16 protein-coding genes and 2 tRNA genes are annotated in these 17723 nt (G+C 53.0%); 11 read left to right on the top strand and 7 right to left on the bottom strand.

Features of this window, described 5'->3' with window-relative positions; all coding sequences use genetic code 11:
• Positions 1-41: 41 nt before the first annotated feature.
• Positions 42-503, top strand: a complete 462-nt coding sequence (locus J4E05_RS05490; protein WP_349593103.1) for a hypothetical protein — start codon at positions 42-44, stop codon at positions 501-503.
• A 147-nt stretch (positions 504-650) separates the two neighbouring features.
• Here the strand turns inward: J4E05_RS05490 and J4E05_RS05485 are convergent, their stop codons facing one another.
• Together J4E05_RS05485 and J4E05_RS05480 are read right to left on the bottom strand one after the other, a co-directional pair.
• A complete protein-coding gene (locus tag J4E05_RS05485; RefSeq protein ID WP_085589342.1) occupies positions 651-1685 on the bottom strand; it encodes a hypothetical protein in 1035 nt (344 codons plus the stop codon).
• A 409-nt stretch (positions 1686-2094) separates the two neighbouring features.
• Entirely contained in the window at positions 2095-3123 is a 1029-nt protein-coding gene (locus J4E05_RS05480; RefSeq protein ID WP_085589346.1) for a GGDEF domain-containing protein, read from the bottom strand.
• 557 nt (positions 3124-3680) lie between these two features.
• Here J4E05_RS05480 and J4E05_RS05475 point away from each other — a divergent pair.
• Together J4E05_RS05475 and J4E05_RS05470 are read left to right on the top strand one after the other, a co-directional pair.
• Positions 3681-3887 carry a cold-shock protein gene (locus J4E05_RS05475; protein ID WP_073953794.1) on the top strand — a complete coding sequence of 69 codons (207 nt, stop codon included), beginning with the start codon at positions 3681-3683 and terminating at the stop codon, positions 3885-3887.
• Positions 3888-4013: 126 nt separating this feature from the next.
• Entirely contained in the window at positions 4014-4673 is a 660-nt protein-coding gene (locus J4E05_RS05470; protein WP_349593098.1) for a 5-formyltetrahydrofolate cyclo-ligase, read from the top strand.
• A gap of 175 nt (positions 4674-4848) precedes the next feature.
• On the opposite strand, the gene thpD is transcribed toward J4E05_RS05470, so the two are convergent.
• Together thpD and J4E05_RS05460 are read right to left on the bottom strand one after the other, a co-directional pair.
• Positions 4849-5772: an ectoine hydroxylase gene (gene thpD, locus J4E05_RS05465; RefSeq protein ID WP_349593095.1), complete on the bottom strand. Its 924-nt coding sequence runs from the start codon at positions 5770-5772 to the stop codon at positions 4849-4851.
• Between the two features lie 205 nt (positions 5773-5977).
• Positions 5978-6051, bottom strand: a tRNA-Gln gene (locus tag J4E05_RS05460).
• Between the two features lie 221 nt (positions 6052-6272).
• Here J4E05_RS05460 and J4E05_RS05455 point away from each other — a divergent pair.
• Positions 6273-6959 carry a metallophosphoesterase family protein gene (locus J4E05_RS05455; RefSeq protein ID WP_349593093.1) on the top strand — a complete coding sequence of 229 codons (687 nt, stop codon included), beginning with the start codon at positions 6273-6275 and terminating at the stop codon, positions 6957-6959.
• A 29-nt stretch (positions 6960-6988) separates the two neighbouring features.
• Here the strand turns inward: J4E05_RS05455 and J4E05_RS05450 are convergent, their stop codons facing one another.
• A complete protein-coding gene (locus J4E05_RS05450; RefSeq protein ID WP_349593090.1) occupies positions 6989-7381 on the bottom strand; it encodes a GFA family protein in 393 nt (130 codons plus the stop codon).
• A 277-nt stretch (positions 7382-7658) separates the two neighbouring features.
• Between J4E05_RS05450 and J4E05_RS05445 the strand changes: the two genes are divergently transcribed.
• Positions 7659-8570: a DMT family transporter gene (locus J4E05_RS05445; RefSeq protein WP_349593087.1), complete on the top strand. Its 912-nt coding sequence runs from the start codon at positions 7659-7661 to the stop codon at positions 8568-8570.
• 447 nt (positions 8571-9017) lie between these two features.
• Here the strand turns inward: J4E05_RS05445 and J4E05_RS05440 are convergent.
• A tRNA-Gln gene (locus J4E05_RS05440) sits at positions 9018-9091 on the bottom strand.
• Between the two features lie 356 nt (positions 9092-9447).
• Between J4E05_RS05440 and J4E05_RS05435 the strand changes: the two genes are divergently transcribed.
• The 6 genes from J4E05_RS05435 to J4E05_RS05410 all read left to right on the top strand — a co-directional run bounded on the left by J4E05_RS05435 (position 9448) and on the right by J4E05_RS05410 (position 17035).
• Positions 9448-10605 carry a Ppx/GppA phosphatase family protein gene (locus J4E05_RS05435; RefSeq protein WP_349593084.1) on the top strand — a complete coding sequence of 386 codons (1158 nt, stop codon included), beginning with the start codon at positions 9448-9450 and terminating at the stop codon, positions 10603-10605.
• Positions 10606-10671: 66 nt separating this feature from the next.
• Positions 10672-11478 (top strand): RlmE family RNA methyltransferase, encoded by an 807-nt coding sequence (locus tag J4E05_RS05430; RefSeq protein WP_085589355.1) that lies wholly within the window; start codon positions 10672-10674, stop codon positions 11476-11478.
• Between the two features lie 343 nt (positions 11479-11821).
• The gene (locus J4E05_RS05425) at positions 11822-12346 is read left to right on the top strand and encodes a PAS domain-containing protein (protein WP_085589532.1); all 525 of its coding nucleotides are present in this window, start codon (positions 11822-11824) and stop codon (positions 12344-12346) included.
• The gene (locus tag J4E05_RS05420; protein ID WP_349593080.1) at positions 12321-13640 is read left to right on the top strand and encodes a methyl-accepting chemotaxis protein; all 1320 of its coding nucleotides are present in this window, start codon (positions 12321-12323) and stop codon (positions 13638-13640) included. The genes J4E05_RS05425 and J4E05_RS05420 overlap by 26 nt, the downstream gene beginning before the upstream one ends.
• Before the next feature lie 393 nt (positions 13641-14033).
• Positions 14034-15500 (top strand): IMP dehydrogenase, encoded by a 1467-nt coding sequence (gene guaB / locus J4E05_RS05415; protein ID WP_085589361.1) that lies wholly within the window; start codon positions 14034-14036, stop codon positions 15498-15500.
• 200 nt (positions 15501-15700) lie between these two features.
• Entirely contained in the window at positions 15701-17035 is a 1335-nt protein-coding gene (locus J4E05_RS05410; RefSeq protein WP_085589363.1) for an RsmB/NOP family class I SAM-dependent RNA methyltransferase, read from the top strand.
• 206 nt (positions 17036-17241) lie between these two features.
• Here J4E05_RS05410 and J4E05_RS05405 read toward each other — a convergent pair whose 3' ends face one another.
• Positions 17242-17607: a hypothetical protein gene (locus J4E05_RS05405; RefSeq protein WP_349593075.1), complete on the bottom strand. Its 366-nt coding sequence runs from the start codon at positions 17605-17607 to the stop codon at positions 17242-17244.
• Positions 17608-17723 lie beyond the last annotated feature (116 nt).

Raw genomic sequence — 17723 nt, 5'->3', positions numbered from 1 at the left:
GAATAGACTTTCCATATAGTTGATATTTTGGTCCGGGGTCTGTGAGTGATAAATTTTGGCCATGTCATGCTTTTGGGCGCAATGGGCCAGGCACATCATGGCAAGACGGGCCGGGACATGACCTTGAACTGGCGCAAGATGCCACGATGGTATTGATCGCCCAAAAGCCGGGAAAGAGCAAAAACATGCGTGAGCTGCGCTGCATTATTTTCGAAAATGTCGAAATTATAAGGGCCATTACCGGGCACCGTCGCCGTACGGGAAAGCCTTTACCGCCGGGCCAGCTTGGCAAACTTAAAATCAGTACCAGTCCTGAAATTGTCGTAACGCTTGAACTTCTCCCCGACGATGGGCATTCCCTGTTCATTCCCTCGTCAGGGGCAGAGCTTGCGGCGGCCCTGATTGCCTATTGTATTGATTTGCGCGTGCCAATGCCTGCGTCCGCCCAAAAGGCGTTGACGGTGCTTGATGGTCATATCGCCCTTAAAATTACCAAGGTCTGATATTTGTGTCATCGTCTGGCCGTGCGATAACGCCAAAATGCAAACCCCGCCAACCGGTTGTATCGTTGGCGGGGTTTTTGTTGGCAGGTAATTTATGTGGCTTAAGCCGCCCTGCTTTTTGGAGGTCTTGCGGGGTATTCCGGCTAATTACCATTGCATCATTTTGCCCTTAAGGGCGTTCATGCGTTCTTTTTCATCCTTGAAATGCTGGCCCGATGCAATGCCATCCTGCACCTTGGTCATCATCAGCCATTCCTTGACCTTCATAAAGCGCGGTGCCAGGAACTGATAGGTATCGCGGACCAGCCTTACCGTATCGGGTGCACGTTCCGGGGTCAGGGCTGCCCATTGTTCAAACAGGGGTTCCCATGCGCGCAGGCGGCGGAACAGGTCGTCGCGTTTGGTGCGAATATATTGGCGTTGCGTTGTGAAATTGCGCAGAACCGACATGATTTCACCGGTATTGGCGTCAATTTCATCAAAGGATGCCTCAAACTGTTTCATGGCATCGTCAATCAGGCGGATCACCTGTGTGACTGTTTCAAGAACACCCTTTTCATGGGCATAAATCCGGCGCAATTCCTGTAATTTGGTGTTCACCATTTGAACCATGCGGTATTTTTCGCGCAGGGTTTCAATATAGGCCAGTTCGTCGGCAACCTGATGGACCAGATTGATCACTTCTTCGCGGTTTTCCTTGCCCATGCCCAGCTTTTCCGAAACCTCGTCAAAGGCTTCGTTGATTTTGCGTTTGGTGGTTGGGTCTTCTGCAATTTGCAGCAGCTTTTCCGGGTCGGTGATCAGTTCTTCACTGCCAGACATCCAGGTGACCAGCTGCATGGTGACGCGGTTATAGGCGATCTGGCGGTGGTTGTTGTCAACCGGCCATGATGCTTCGCCCGTCAGAACTTCCAGCGGCAGATCGTCGCCGGGGCGCAGCACATTGATAAAATCCAGCGCCTTGTCGACAAGGCCGATCAATTCGCCATCGTTGGATTCTTCATCAATGCCAAATTCGCGGCAAACGGCACGCAGTGGCAGGGAAACGGTGGAGCCTTCGCTCATTTTCAGAATAAACAGCGATTCGCGCGAAATATCGGATTTCTGAAAATGGCATTCGTCGAATGTTCGGAAAATTTTGTGCTGGAGGTCCAGTTTGCGTTCGCGTATCTGCTTGGTCATTGTGCTGGTTCCGCCCGTTCAAGGCCTGTCATTGCAGACGCCGCTCGTAATGTTTTTGCCTGTTGGGGCATGTTTTTGTTCTGTAGGGCCAAATGGTACATAAACATCATACCGGATCAAAAATACCTTGTTCGTATGATAGTTTGCAATCGCCATATTTTCAAATCTGCCCCTTCGTCATCGTAACATGCCTGATAACATTTATGATGCGCCGTGCTTTGATCTATATGGGGATGTTAACGGCAAAAGCCATAAAGACCTGTCATGATCAAACATGGCGTTTGATGACGGAGCAAGCTGAATTTTTTGCACGCGCAATATCCGGGCGGCATTGCGTGCCATTTTCAGGCGAAAGACATGCAAAGGTGCTGCGGGCAAACAGAAAGGCGTTTGGCCGGGTTTTCGGGGTTTAATCCAGGCGAATGCAGGTGTTGCGACCTGCCTGTTTGGCCCGATACAGGGCTTCGTCGGCGCGATCGATAAATTCCAGAATATTTTCACCCAGTTTCAGGCCGCTTAAACCGATTGAAACCGTTAGCTGGCCAAAATCCTTGCCGGTCTTTTTGTTGCGAATACGCCGGGAAGATACATTCTGACGCAGTTTTTCAGCCAGTTTTTCGGCGTTGTCCGGTGTTGTTTCGGGCAGGATGATGGCAAATTCCTCGCCGCCGTACCGTGCAACGGTATCGGCCCCTTTGGTTGAATTAACCAGGACCCGGGCGACTTCCTTTAACACGCCGTCGCCGGCGCGATGGCCGTAATTGTCGTTAAAATGTTTGAACCGGTCGATATCAATCATCAGCAAGGTTAACGGGTGACCGGTTTCCATGCTGTTGGTAACGGCTTCACGCAAGGACGCGTCAAACATTTTACGATTGGCAATGCCGGTCAGGGTGTCGGTCAGGGCATCGCGGCGCACCAGCTCAAGTTCATTGCGAACCCGGCGAACTTCACCGTGATACTGCTCCAGTGATCCCTGAAAATTGACGCAGCGCTGACGGGTGTTCTGGGTGGTGTCAACCAGACCGGTGGTGATGCCGCGCACCTCTTCAACTGTGATGTCTTCGTCCTGAAACCGGGTTGCTGCATCATCAAGATGAGAGCAAAAATCCTCGGTTTCGCGTAACACTTCATCAACAGCATCTTCAACCCGCTCAACAGCGGCCTGCAAACCGGCAACGCCTGCTGTCAGTTGTTTGTCGACAGCGGCAACACCCAGATATTTATGATATAACCGATAAACCGTTTCTTCGTTCAAATCCTGCGTATTACGCACAAGCACCCGAATGATCTGGCTCAGTTCGGAAATCTCGTCAGCAAGATAAGCGTAAAATACGTGAAACACCTGCGGGGTCGGTTGCAGGTTCAGGTCCGCAATCATGGACATGACGTTTTGTGCGATGTCACGGGGGTTGGCAATCTTCGTCGCTGCGGTCACTTGATAATTATCCGATCCGGTATCCCATAAATTCAGTTTGGCTCTAAATCCCGCAGCGCTCGTGTATACGCAAAATAATGTCCTGTTACGGCGCAGGCCGATAACATTTGCACCTTGCAAACAAGCCAGCCGCCAGACTTATAAAATTTTGTCCACCCGAACTTATTGCACTCTTCTTGAGGCTATTGCAATTCCTCATCATCGATATGGGCAGGGGTTTTAGACACATAAGCGTTTTCATAATATACTAAAGTATATAAAATTCATCGTTTAGTGGGTTCTGATCTATCAGAAAGACTAGATGCAGAGGTGAGAAAAGAGTTAAGACCTATTCTAAAGAACTATCAGAAGAAAAGAATCCTTAATATATGATTTCGTTGCGTGAGAGGCGTTTTTCGCGTAATTATTGAAACAATGCAGTGTTTCAGAGGATGGGCTGCTTGCCTTCTGGTTGAGGAAAAGCAGCTTTTACCCGGACGTGATGGTGCAGGGACTTCGCAATAATGCCCTTCTTGGGCGAAGGGCATGCATATCAAAACTTAAGGACGACTACTGATATGGCTACCGGAACGGTTAAGTGGTTCAACGCGACCAAGGGATATGGCTTCATTACCCCGGACGAAGGTGGAAAAGATGCATTCGTGCACATCACCGCGGTTCAGCGCGCTGGACTCCAGGGTCTTGATGAAGGCCAGAAGATTCAGTTCGAGCTGATTGAAGGTCGCAACGGCCGCATGTCGGCGGAAGATCTTGCTCTCCTCTAATATCGATTTGGATTGCAGCATTGCTGACAAACCGTTAACGCGCCGGTCACCGGCGCGTTAATCGTTTTTGGCGGGGTTTGTTGTATATGTATGGCGTTCAGCCCCCAAAACATCACGAGCCATCCCATGTCGCAATATAATCGTTTTCCTGACAGTGAGCCGTCTGATCGGGGCTTTCCACCGGCTCCGGCACAAAATAGCGACGCCGCCGCATTTTCCGCCTGGCGCCAACAGGTGCGCGATGCCCTGTTAAAGACACGGGCAAATATGCCTGTAACAAGCCGAATTGCAGCGCAGAAATGCATCAGCCAGAAGCTGGCAGACATTCTCGCCACGTCGGAAATGGTGCCGGAAAAAAGCTGTGTCGGGTTTTACTGGCCGGTACAGGGGGAAATTGATGTTCGCAATGTTATTGTCGGCCATATTGCCCAGGGTGGGTCGGCTTGCCTGCCGGTTGTTGTTGCCCGTCATCAACCCATGGTTTTTCATCGCTGGACGCCGCAAACCACAATGAAAGCCGGGTTTGCCGGCATTGATGTTCCTGCGCACGCGGATCCGGTTTTGCCCGATGTTATTCTGGCGCCGCTGGTGGGGTTTGATCGTAACGGGTATCGTCTGGGCTATGGCGGCGGTTTTTTTGATCGCACGCTGGCCGCGTTTAACCATCGGCCAGTGGTTATTGGCGTCGGGTTTGCTTCTGGCCGGCTAAACAGCATCTTTCCCCATCAATATGATGTGCCGGTGGATATTCTGATTACTGAAACCGGCATGTCCCGCTTTTCCTGAAAGGAAGGCGGGGCTGCGAACCGCGATCTTGCGGTGGCCGGTTATTATCCCTTGCCGGGCAGTGGCTGATAATGTGGGTGTGTGCAGGGTTGGGGTGGCTGTTGTCTGCAAACCAAACAGGCGCGCCGGGGCCCGCCGCGCCCTTGTTTTTGTCGGTTTAAATGTTGGTATGTCGTTATTCTGCGGCCTTGAAATGGCTTGGCATTTGCACCTTGCGGTCGCGGATCGGGCGGATGTTTTCGCGCGTGGCAAGAAAATCCGGCCGGGGGGAGTTGGCGGCGAAGGGTGCAACAACGCGGTTTTGCATGCTGTTATAAACGAAAAACGCGTTAGAACGCGGAAACGGCGTAATGTTGTTGCCCGACCCGTGCAGGGTGTTGCAATCAAAAATCAGGACGGACCCGGCTGGCCCGGTGGGGGCGGCTAGCCCGTGTTTCCGGATCATTGCCGTCAGGCTTTCCTGGTCCGGTGTGCCGTATTCCTGCGCCTTAAGCGAGTTTTTATAATTGTCGTCCGGGGTTTCCCCGACACAGGATATAAATTTTTTATGAGACCCGGGAACCAGCATTAATGGCCCGTTATAGGGCGTATTTTCCGACAGGGTGATCGACATGGAAAGGGCACGCATGCGCGGCATTCCATCTTCGGTGTGCCATGTCTCAAAATCCGAGTGCCAGTAAAATTCCTTGCCCTTGAAGGCCGGTTTGAAATTAACGCGTGACTGATGAATATAAACCTCGTCATTGAGGATATGTTCAGCAATTGACGCCAGCCGGTCATCTGCCATCAGATCCAGATAGGTCCGGTTTTTTTCATGGATGCGAAATACGCTGCGCACGGCATTGCTGGACGCTTCCTTGATGGTGTCTTCCTGTGCGGCACCTTCCTGGCGAAGGGTTTCGGCCTCTCGGCGTAAGGTGGCAATTTCGTCGGCGCTAAAAACATTTTCGATGAACAAAAATCCGTTTTGCTCATAAAAATCTTCCTGCGCAGGTGACAAAACGCTGCCGCTTGCGGTGTCTGACCAGATAACCGGGTCTTTTCGATCTGTGATTTGGGGTTTGTTGTCTTTTCGGGATCGATACATGTCGTTCAGCATCGTATGCTCCTTTGCTTTCGCACTCTCTGCATTCGTTGCAATTAAACATTGCCTTCACCCAACGATGTGATCGTGATGTTGTTCCAGAAATTTTCAATCAGCGATTTTACGGTGCAGGAAAAACCGCATCTGGCAACGAAGAAACGATGTTGGTCGCTGGGGTGGTTTTGGGCATCCTTGCCGTAAATGGCCGATGCGGAAAAGTTGGCTGGGGAACGTGGATTCGAACCACGACTGACGGAGTCAGAGTCCGTAGTTCTACCGTTAAACTATTCCCCAGCAGAACTTTTATCGCAGCGTATTGCACGCTGTGTGCAGTGAGTTAACCGAGCCAGCCTTGCTTGTCAATATGGTTCCTGTTGGCGGCGGAAATCCGCCATCTTTATGGATAGTGTTGAAATTCCACCTTGGGGTTTTGTCACACAGTGGTATGACTGTGCAGATATGAATTTATAAGTCGAAACACCTCATTTGACTGTGCTGCAAAATACGAGAACCTGATGCCCGTGCTGTTTTATGGTGATCCACACCGGAAATTTGACCCCCTGTTTGACGCTGTTGCTCGGCATCGGCCCGAACATGTGGTGATTGCCGGTGATCTGGATTTGCAGCGCCCGTTTCGCGAGGTTCTGGCCCCGGTAATCGCCCAGGGTGTTCAATGCTGGTGGATCCCTGGCAATCATGATTGCACCGATGCTGCCCAGTACGATTTCCTGTTTGAAGATTACCCTGAAGGCAATTTATGCAACCGTGCGGTTTCGATGCCATGCCGGGATGGCACATTATCAGTTGCCGGACTGGGCGGGATTTATCGAGGCCGGGTGTGGTATCCGATTTCGGGTAAAAAACCTGTGTTTACGTGCAGAGAAGATTTTCTCGCGGTGACCAGGCCGCATGTACGCTGGCGCAAAGGGCTGCCGCTGCGTCAGCGCGACACAATTTTTCCCGAAGATCACACAATTCTGGCAGCCCAGAAATGTGACATCCTTGTCAGCCATGAAGCCCCATCCTGCCATGAATACGGCACTGCCGAAATTGATCGGCTGGGGCAGGAAATGGGCGCAAAGCTGTTTGTGCATGGTCATATGCACCATTCCTATCGCGGATATAGCAAGTTTGGCACCCCGGTCAGGGGGCTGGACGGCGCCGAAGTTTTTATTGTCTCGCCCCAGGATCTGGCGGCCTGAAGCCCCCTGAAATAACGTCAGCTTTAGATTTATTCTTCGTGGCGTCCATCGGCTTCGCGGTCTTGGTCATATTGTTTGGCAAAGGGGAGCGGCGGAAGCCAGGATTCACGGCGGATGGTCCAAAGTTCGTAAGTGGGGGTGAGTTGGTCCGGGGCATCAAGCGATCCGATATTCACTTCGATTTCATCATCACTACGCGAGAAAACAGACGATCCGCAGTGCGGGCAGAAAAAACGCCCGGCATAGTCCCGTGTTTCGCCATCAACCTTGACGGCATCCTGTGGGAAAATGGCGGACGCGTGAAACAGCGCGCCGTGATATTTGCGGCAGTCAAGACAATGGCAAAGGCCCACCCGATATGGACGACCTGATGCCACCAACCGAACCTTGCCGCATAAACAGCCCCCGGTAAAATGGCTCATTTTGTGTCTCCTGTAAGGTCAGGTAGTTGCAATATTTACAAAAAAAGCACGATTGCGCAATTCCTTGCCGGGGGATAGGCATCCGTACGGGGGAATGTTTGAAGCGAAATTTACCGTGCGATACGCTGTAAGCTGGTCCGCACCATGCCGGTTTTAGCATGGTGACGTCGACAATCTCTTCTGGTTGGAAAATCATGACAGAAGGATAGTTATATCGGAATTATCGACATGTTTTATTGGATGGCGTTCCAGCCAACGCCGAAAGGATGCGAAGCATATGGTGGCGACCTCATCAGGTGAGACAATAAAAGCCGTCTTTGCGATTATCGTATCCGTTTTCGCTTTATCGCTGGGCGACGCCGTTATCAAGGCCACCAGCCTGTCGCTGCCATTATGGCAGATGTACATTTTGCGTTCTGCCTTAACCCTTCCGCCGCTTTTGCTGATTGCGATTAAAAGAGGACGCGGCGCGCATTCGTTGCGTGTTTCGGGTTGGTCGGTTTTGCGCAGCTTTTTGCTGGTGGTTATGTGGCTAAGCTACTATGTCAGCTTGCCGCTTGTCCCGTTATCATTGGCTGCTGCGGTTTATTATACCAGCCCGATATTCATTTTGATGATTACCGCTATTTTGGCGCACCGGCTGCCGTCTGTTCGGGCGTGTTTGGCTATTGCATGCGGTTTTTTAGGCGTGGTGCTGGTCATTCGTCCTGATGCCACGGGGTTTGATTTTGCCGCATTACTGCCGGTTCTTTCTGCCTTTTTGTATGCCTGTGCGATGGTGCTGACCTCTGCAAAGTGCAGGGACGATGATCCATTTGTGCTGGCGATTGTTTTGAACGTTACCTTCATTGTTTTTGGGGCCGGGCTTGGGCTGTTTTCAGGCGAGGAAGGTGCGTTCCTGCTTGGGCCGTGGCAGACAATTGATTTAAGCCTGATTATAACAGTTGCTGTGTTGGCCGCACTGATCCTGATTGGAAGTGTTGGTGCTGCAATTGCCTATCAACGCGGGGCACCCGCAACGGTGGCCGCGTTTGATTACAGTTACTTGCTGTTTAGCACCGTGTGGGGCGTCGCCTGGTTTGGTGAATGGCCAGGGCCGTTTACCTATTTGGGGTTTGTTTTGATCATCGGGGCGGGATTGCTGGCGATCAAACGACAGAAAGCAAACGTTGCTGCGTTGGCGAAATGATGGAATTAAAAATGGCTCATATGAGTTTGGAAACCTGATTGGTTTATATCGCGGCTTACATCGTGATCTGACTGATATCTGGCCCCGGCGTCTTTATGGTTATTGGCCAACCCCTGTCGCGGGGTCTTCGCTTTGCAATGTTTTGTGGAATTGATGACGTGGCGGGCGGGGGTGTTGCGATGGTAACAGGCACGCGTTGCTGGCTGCCTTTGCCCGGCAGAAATTTCAAAACCTTCGCGCACGCAAAGCGATAGGCGATGCGGGCAGCTTATTTATGCTTGGGGGTGGTGCATTGGTGGTTGCTATGCGCTAACCCGCGATGGCACTTTTAATTAAAGCGAACCGGGAGGCTTGCCTGAAGATACGCTCGCGCGCTTTTTGGCAATATGCGTTTGAGGATTTATTGCCTCAAATCCAGAGTTCGCACTAAATTTAGGGAAAATAAGGTGGCTGGGGGACCTGGATTCGAACCAGGACTGACGGAGTCAGAGTCCGTAGTTCTACCGTTAAACTATCCCCCAGCAGAACTTTATGTCACGCCGTCTGGCGTGGAGCGGTGTTTATAAAACCGGCCCGGTTTTGGCAAGCCTTTTTTTGAAAATTTGTCGTTTTTGGATGCGAAATGAATGAAGGCACCATATATGAAGCATCACACAGCGCGAGAAAGACCAACGCAGCTTGCCCTATGATTTAACCACAAAATGAATGGGGGATTTGCGTTATTTTGCTTTCTCGTTAAACTCATGTGACAGATTCGCCGTTTTTGTGTTCAGACTGTTTCCAATTGACCATGTTGTTTCGTGGTAAAAGGAATGTTATCGCAGAAAATGGCTGGATTTTCGCAGGCAGATCGTAACTGGCAAAGGACAATGTAACGGTGACCCACAGCTTTCCTCAGAACACATCCGGCGGGCCAGTGCGGCTTGACTCCGGGCATGTTGTGTCCGGGGATGCGGTGCTTGATGCACCGATGCAGGGTAATGCCGGCACGTCTTTTAACAATTCCCGTTGCCTGAGTAGCCATCCTGCCCTTTACGGGGCTATCGACCTGGGCAGTTCGAACTGCCGGTTGCTTGTCGCACGTCCCTGCAATAACGGTTTTAAGGTTGTAGATGCGTTTTCCCGCGTTGTGCGCCTTGGCGAAGGGGTGCGTGAAAAGGGATATCTGTGCCAGGGGGCAATGGACCGCGCGATTGAAGCCTTGCGTATTTGTGCCAAAAAACTGCGCAAGCACCCGGGTGTTTCCATTCGTGCCGTTGCGACCGAGGCGTGCCGTTCGGCAGATAATCGCGATGAATTTATCCGTCAGGTCCGCGATGAAACCGGTATTTCGCTTGATATCATCAACCCCGAAGAAGAAAGCCGCCTGGCTTTGCAGGCCTGTTCGGCCCTGCTTGATGAACGGCCCTATGCCATTGTTTTTGATATTGGTGGCGGCAGCACCGAAATTTGCTGGATCAAGGTTGCGCAAACGGGCGAAACCAAATGCGTTGAAACATTATCCATGCCGTGTGGTGTGTTATGCCTGACCGAACGTTATGCCGGGGTTGAAAACCGCCGTGACCGGTTTGAAGCCATGCGCAGCGAAATTCGCGAACGTCTTGAAGATTTCGCCGCACGCAATTGCTGTTCCGATATTCTGGACGATAACAAGGTCCAGATGATTGGGACATCGGGCACTGTTACCACGTTTTGTGGCATTGCCCTGGGGCTTGAACGCTATGAACGTCATAAGGTTGACGGGTCTGATTTGCGGTTCGATGATGCCGAACGGGTTACCGAACTGTTGTTGCGCATGGAAGCTGACAAACGCAAGGGGCACCCTTGTATTGGTAACCAGCGGGCCGAACTGATGGATGCCGGGGCTGCCATTTTTGCCGCCATTCGCGATATCTGGCCGCTGGCAACCCTTAAGGTTGCCGATCGTGGTTTACGTGAAGGCATTCTGGTCGATTTGATGCGCGCCGACGGCCATGCTATTGACCCGTGCGAAGCGCGCCGTCATACAGGGGCGAAAATACCGGCATCGGTCTGACCGACCCCTGTTATCTGATGGCTGGTTACCCCATAAATTTATGCATTTTAATTTCAGGATTTTCTTATGACCGATCAACGCAGCGGAAAAGGTGGCGGACGCCGCCGCAAGGGCTCGGCCATTGCCGCCATTGATACTGGTGCGCGTCGTGGGCTCCGAACCCGGGTGAAAAGTGCCAAAGGGCGCAAAATTTCGTCCACGCGCTGGCTCGACCGGCAATTGAACGACCCTTATGTGCAGGAAGCCAAGCGCCTGGGCTATCGGTCGCGTGCGGCGTTTAAGCTGATTGAGATTAACAACCAGTTTGATTTGTTGCGTTCCGGCATGCGGGTGGTTGACCTTGGTGCTGCCCCGGGCGGCTGGACGCAGGTTGCGGTTGATATGGTCGGGTCCAAACAGGGGCGTGGCCAGGTTGTCGGCCTTGATATTCTGGAATGGGAAGGCGTGCCTGGTGCCACTTGCTTGCAGGCGGATTTTCTGGACCCTGCAGCCCCGGCAATGATCAAACATGCCCTGCAAGGCCCGGTCGATGCCGTGATTTCCGATATGTCGCCCGAGACCACCGGCCATCGCCAGACGGATCATATTCGTATTATTGACCTGGTTGAACATGCCTTGTTGTTTGCCGAGGAAGTGTTGGCACCAAATGGTATTTTCATTGCCAAGGTGTTTAAGGGCGGTACGGAAACCGACCTTTTGAACCGGGTAAAACAGCATTTCCGTATTTCCAAACATGCCAAGCCGCCGTCATCGCGCGCTGAAAGCCCGGAAACCTATTTGATTGCTACCGGGTTTCGCGGCCAGAACAATGCGGAAGATGAAATTGCGACGGCTGAACTTGTTCAAAATCAGGACTGGTCGCCGGTTGAATAAACCCGTGCGGACGGCTTTGCGGTAAAACCTGCTTTGATGCCTGATATCAGGTTGCAGGAAATTGACGATTTGACGAACGTGCCGGGGCGAAAGTTCCGGCACGTTTTCTGTTTGAGCGCAGTTTTATTGTTGGCAAAATTCCAAACCCGCGGCTTTTTTTGCGCTAGGTCAAACCAGTTTGAGAAAAGCGGAGCTATACAATTTCCTAGACGATAGTATGGGGTTCGCAAGGTGCGTGCCCGATAAAAGCGACGGGCGCCCCTGACTGCGCAGGGAAATGCCCGACAGCAAGACATGGGAGCGCGCTGCAAGTGCCCTGCATGTCGGAAATTGGGGGTTTCTGATGAAGCAGGAAAATTTACACCTGACCGGTGTCGAACGCCATTTTGACGATGACGAAATCATTGTGAGTAAAACCGATCCCAAGGGTCGGATTACCTATGCCAATGATGTGTTTTTGCGCATGTCGGGCTACAACGAAAGCGGGTTGCTGGGGCAACCACACAGCATCATTCGTCATCCCGACATGCCAAGATGCGTGTTCGCCCTGATGTGGGAAACCATTATCAAAGGTCGCGAGATTTTCGCCTATGTTATCAATCGGGCGGCCAATGGCGACCATTACTGGGTGTTGGCCAATGTGACACCCACCTTTAACCCCGATGGCACCATTCGGGGGTTTCATTCCAATCGTCGTAAACCCGGCCGGGATGCTGTGAAATCGGCAGCAGACCTTTACAAACAATTATGTGCCGAAGAAGCCGCCGTGCAAAACCGTCGTGATGGTATGGCGCGCGGAACTGCGACACTGGTTGACCTGCTAAAAAGCCAGGGGGTGGATTATGACCAGTTCGTTTTCACTTTGTAAAATCTGTAATGGGCTGGCAGTTGGGGCGATCGTGCAACTGGGTTTGCTGGCGGCTTTGATTGCCGGTGATAACCAGGGAACATTCACCTGGATTGAAATGGCGGCGGCGGGGGCCGGGGCCCTGATTTTTGCCATCGCGTATGTGATGATATTCCGGCATGAAAAATTGCTGCGCCGTGCAATCGAGACCATTAACGCCGCAGCCTCCGGCAAAATGGATGTGCGCATTAATAACCGTGCCGCCACGGGGCATCTGCGCCCGCTGATGACCGCGATTAATAACCTGCTGGACCTGACCGAGGCGTTTACCAAGGAAGCCGCCGGGGCCATGTCCCATGCCGCGAGCGGGGCATATTACCGCAAAATCCTGCCCAAGGGATTGCAAGGCGATTTGATCGAATATGCAGCCAAGGTCAATGCTGCCCTAAACGCGATGGACGATAAAACCCGAACCTTTACCTATAGCGCGGGGGCAATTGGCGATAATATCCAGTCTGTTGTGACATCGGTTTCGGTTGCAGCAGGGCAATTGTCGCAAAATTCCAGTGCGTTATCGCAACGGGTGGAAAACATCGCCCATCAGGCCCGCGAAGTTGATGCCGCTGCCGCGCAAAGCACTGCCGCCCTTGATGGTATTGCCGAGGCAACCGATCAGTTTATTTCGTCTATCCGTAATATCGGTACCCAAATGACCGGTGCTGTTAGCCTGGCAGAACACGCGGTGGGCAATGCCGATCAGGCCAACCGGCATGTCAGCGACCTTGATAATATGGCCGGGCGCATTGCCAACGTAATTGAACTGATTACCGACATTGCCGAACAGACCAATCTTTTGGCCCTGAATGCCACGATTGAGGCTGCCCGTGCAGGCGAGGCCGGCAAGGGGTTTTCGGTGGTGGCAACCGAGGTGAAAAACCTGGCCCGGCAAACTGCCCGTGCTGCCGAAGATGTGGCGCATGAAATTTCGGACATGCAAAATGTGACCCGCACGGTGGTGCAATCAATGCATGGCATTAACGCCAATATCGCCGATATTGATAAAAACGCCCGTCATGTGTCTGATACCGTCAGTCAGCAATATCAGATGATTGCTGAAATTGGCCGTCGGGTAGAGGGGGCGGTGACGCAGATGCGCAAGATTGCCGATATCGTGGCCGATGTTGCCGAAGGCACCCGGCATGCCGGGGGCGAGGTGTTGCAAATCAACGATGCCGCCGAAGACTTGCAACGTCAGTCAGGCCTGCTTGATGGTGATGTGCGCCAGTTTATCGGCAAGGTGTTAACCTCCGCCTGATGGCGCCATTGCAAGCGGTCTTTATTCCGATCACATCCAGATCGCAAATCAGGTGGCATTTATTAAAATGCTGCCTGTTTTTTTGCCAGGTGGAGGCAATGAAGGGCGAGTTGGGTAATATGACGCGCAAAATGGTCGCGGGCAGGGGTGCGATGCTGGCATCGGACTTGTGGTGATGCGGGTGTATCCCCATTTCCCGATACAGGAATGTTTGGTGAAAACGACACAAAAAAGGGGCTTTGCCAAACAGCAGCCCCATCGACCAGTATCTAACGGAAACCGCCGAACAATGCAGCAATAAAATTTCAGGGCTGTATTGTGACGCAAAACCTTGGCACGGGCGCCATAACATGTATAAGTTCCGCGCCAACTCAGATTAACGAGGTGGTGTAGATGACCCGTATCGAAGAAGCCCTGACTTTCGACGACGTCCTGATCAAGCCCGCGGCCAGTTCGGTCCTGCCGGCGCAGGTACAAACCAACACCCGTCTTACCCGTGAAATCGAATTGCGTGTGCCCTTGCTGTCATCAGCAATGGATACCGTAACCGAAAGCCCGATGGCCATTGTTATGGCGCAAAACGGCGGTATGGGCGTTATCCACAAGAACCTTGATATTGCCCAGCAGGCCGAAGAAGTGCGCCGGGTGAAAAAGTTTGAATCCGGTATGGTTGTCAACCCGATCACCATCCACCCGGACCAGACCCTGGCTGACGCCCTTGGCCTTATGGACTCCAATCGTATTTCCGGCATTCCGGTTGTTGAACGCGAAACCAAAAAGCTGGTCGGTATCCTGACCAACCGCGATGTGCGTTTTGCCTCCAACCGGGCGCAGCCGGTTTCGGAACTGATGACGTATGAAAACCTCATCACTGTTACCGAAAACGTCAATACCGACGAAGCCAAGAAATTGCTGCATCAACACCGCATTGAAAAGCTGCTGGTGGTCGATGATGCCTATCGTTGTACCGGCCTGATCACGGTCAAGGATATTGAAAAAGCCAAACTGCACCCCAATGCCTGCAAGGATGCCAGCGGCCGCTTGCGGGTTGCCGCGGCAACCGGGGTTGGCGAAGATGGTTATCGTCGGTCAATGGCGCTGATTGAAGCCGAAGTCGATGTTCTGGTGATTGACACGGCGCATGGTCACAGCGCAGGCGTTATTGCCGCTGTTGAACAGATCAAGGCGCTTGCCGGTCGTACCCAGATTATTGCCGGTAACGTTGCCACCCCCGAAGCCGTACGTGCCCTGATTGAAGCGGGTGCCGATGCGGTGAAGGTCGGTATCGGGCCGGGCTCGATTTGTACCACCCGTATTGTTGCCGGTGTGGGCGTGCCGCAGTTAACTGCGATTCTTGAATGTGCGGCCGAAGGTGCCAAACACGGCGTGCCGATCATTGCCGATGGCGGCATCAAGTTTTCGGGCGACATTGCCAAGGCCATGGCGGCGGGTGCCAGCACCTGCATGGTTGGATCTCTTCTGGCGGGAACGGACGAAGCCCCGGGTGAAGTTATTTTGTATCAGGGCCGGTCTTACAAATCCTATCGCGGCATGGGCTCTGTCGGGGCAATGGCGCGCGGCTCTGCCGACCGTTATTTCCAGGAAGATGTGAAAGACAATCTTAAACTGGTTCCCGAAGGTATTGAAGGGCGTGTACCCTATAAAGGCCCGGCCAGCCAGATCGTGCATCAGCTGGTGGGCGGGCTTAAGGCGGCCATGGGCTATACCGGTTCGGCCACTTTGGCGGACTTCCGCGAACGGGCAACCTTTGTGCGCATCACCAATGCGGGCCTGCGCGAAAGCCACGCCCATGATGTAACAATTACCCGCGAAGCACCGAACTATCGTCCCGGTGCCTAACGCGATAAACGACGTCTGATAGAAGTGCTGGCCTGCTTTGCGTCCGAAACGGTTGGCGTGGCAGTGCTGGCATGTTATCAGCAGCGCAAATTACAGATGACGGCGGATGTTCTTTCCCGCCGTCATCGCCTTTTTATATCCAATGGCAGTGACGCACCAAGGTGACGCGCAGGCCATTCAACCAGGTCTGGAATTACGTTTTGAAACCCGGTGCACGCATAGCTGCCGTTATTGAACTTTACGATGGGTGGACCCACACCCGCGATGATGCTGATCGTGTTATCTCCAGTTATTTTGGTAATCGTCGCTATATTGGCGGCGGGGATCGTCGTGATATTGGGGAACGGTTTTATAACCTGATCCGTCATCAGGCCCGTTTGGGCTGGTGGCTGGCCGAATGTGGCTATGAATATCAGGATGGCCGGGCGCGGATGCTGGCACAGCTGGTTTTGCAAAATGGCCGTTCCGGCGATGACATCTCCGACATGTTCAATGGCGAGGAATTTTGCCCCGATGTTTTGCATCCGGCCGAACGCCACCTGATCAACAAATTGTCGGGCCAGACGATTGACCATGCTGCCCAGCCAGGGGCGGTTAAAACCGAATTGCCCAAATGGCTGTATGCCGAGCTTTTGAAGCTGCATCACGAAAACCTGCAAGCCGAAATGGCGGCCTATAACCAGCCCGCCAAACTGGATTTGCGCGTTAATACCCTGCGCGGCAGTGTCGATAGTGCCATTCGCTCGCTAGAGCAGGACGGTATTAAAAACATCGAGAAAACGCCCTATGCGCCCAATGGCCTGCGGTTGCCGCTGGGTGTGAACATGCTGGTAACGGCAGCCTACAAGGATGGCCTGATCGAAATTCAGGACGAAGCCTCGCAGATTTGCGTGCGTTTGGCCGATGCCCAGCCGGGCATGACCGTGCTTGATATGTGCGCAGGCGGTGGCGGCAAAACCCTTGGTATGGCCGCGGACATGCGCGGGCGTGGTCGTATTCTTGCCTGTGATACGCATGGGGCAAGGCTTGATAGCGCGCGCAAGCGGGCCAAACGGGCCGGTGCGGGCGATTGCATTCAGTTGCGTAAAATTGCCGACGAACGCGATAGCTGGCTGCGCAGCAAGTCGGGCTTTTTTGACCGTGTGTTGCTTGATGTGCCCTGTTCTGGCCTTGGCACACTGCGCCGTAACCCGGCCCTTCGCTGGCGCATTGGGCAGCGCGATATTCGTGCCTTGTCGATGGAACAGGCCAAAATTCTTAAGGCCGGTGCCGCCCGTGTTACCAAGGGTGGCCGGTTGATTTATGCGACCTGTTCCATTCTGGGCGAAGAAAACGAACGCCTGATCGAAACCTTTATGCGTGATCGCAAGGATTTCAAACCGGTGCCGGTTAAGGACGTCTGGGCGGATGTGCCTGCCTCTGTGCCGGTACCAGGTGGCAAGGACAAACCCTGGTTGCGGTTGTCGCCCAATGTGCATGGCACGGACGGCTTCTTTGTTGCGGTGTTTGAACGCACTGCCAAGGGCAATAAATAATGGCGGGCGGGCCCATGGTTCTGGCATTTGCCGGGGCTGATGTTGCCTGCCGGTCTGCCTGCGCGGCATTTTTGCCACCATATAAAAACGCCCTGTCCCGGAAAGGGGCAGGGCGCAGTTTTTTCGGCCCTGGACGGGGCCATGCGGGTGTTTTTTATCCCGCAGTTTGCTCTGCCGGTGTTTTCACCAGCGTTTTGTTTTTATTGTTATTCTTTTTTCATCAATGTGCTGTCGTCATCGGTTTTACCCCCCGCAGGCGGGGTCAGTTGCACCGGGGCACTGCCATCGTTGGTGCGCTCATCGCCACTGTCGGTTCCCATCGGGGTGGTGGTAATGCCGCTCGATGCATTGCCATTTTCATCAGGCGCGTTTGGCATCGGGGCTTCGCCGGTTTCGGCGGCGGGCGGATTATCGGTTTCACCTTGCTGCGCCGAATTGTTGGTCAATGGCACCATGCCATCCTTGGGCGCGTCGGCTTTATCCTGGGTCATGGCAATGGCAGTTGCTGCGCCGGCAATCAACAGAAGGCCCGCCACGGCAAGTGCGATTTTGCTGCCTTTATTGTCTGTCATAGCTTTTGGTCCCTTTTTCGTTTGCTCGCCGGGCGCGGTTGGTTCTGCGCCCCGTCAAATGCTAAGTTAGGCGCGCTTTGCGCACAAAAAACGGACCAAATGTGCGAATTTGGCGA

This window comes from Thalassospira sp. NFXS8, from assembly GCF_040148805.1.
Taxonomy (GTDB): Bacteria; Pseudomonadota; Alphaproteobacteria; order Rhodospirillales; family Thalassospiraceae; genus Thalassospira.
The sequence above is the reverse complement of the archived record's forward strand: the minus strand, read 5'-3'. Positions and strand labels throughout refer to the sequence as shown.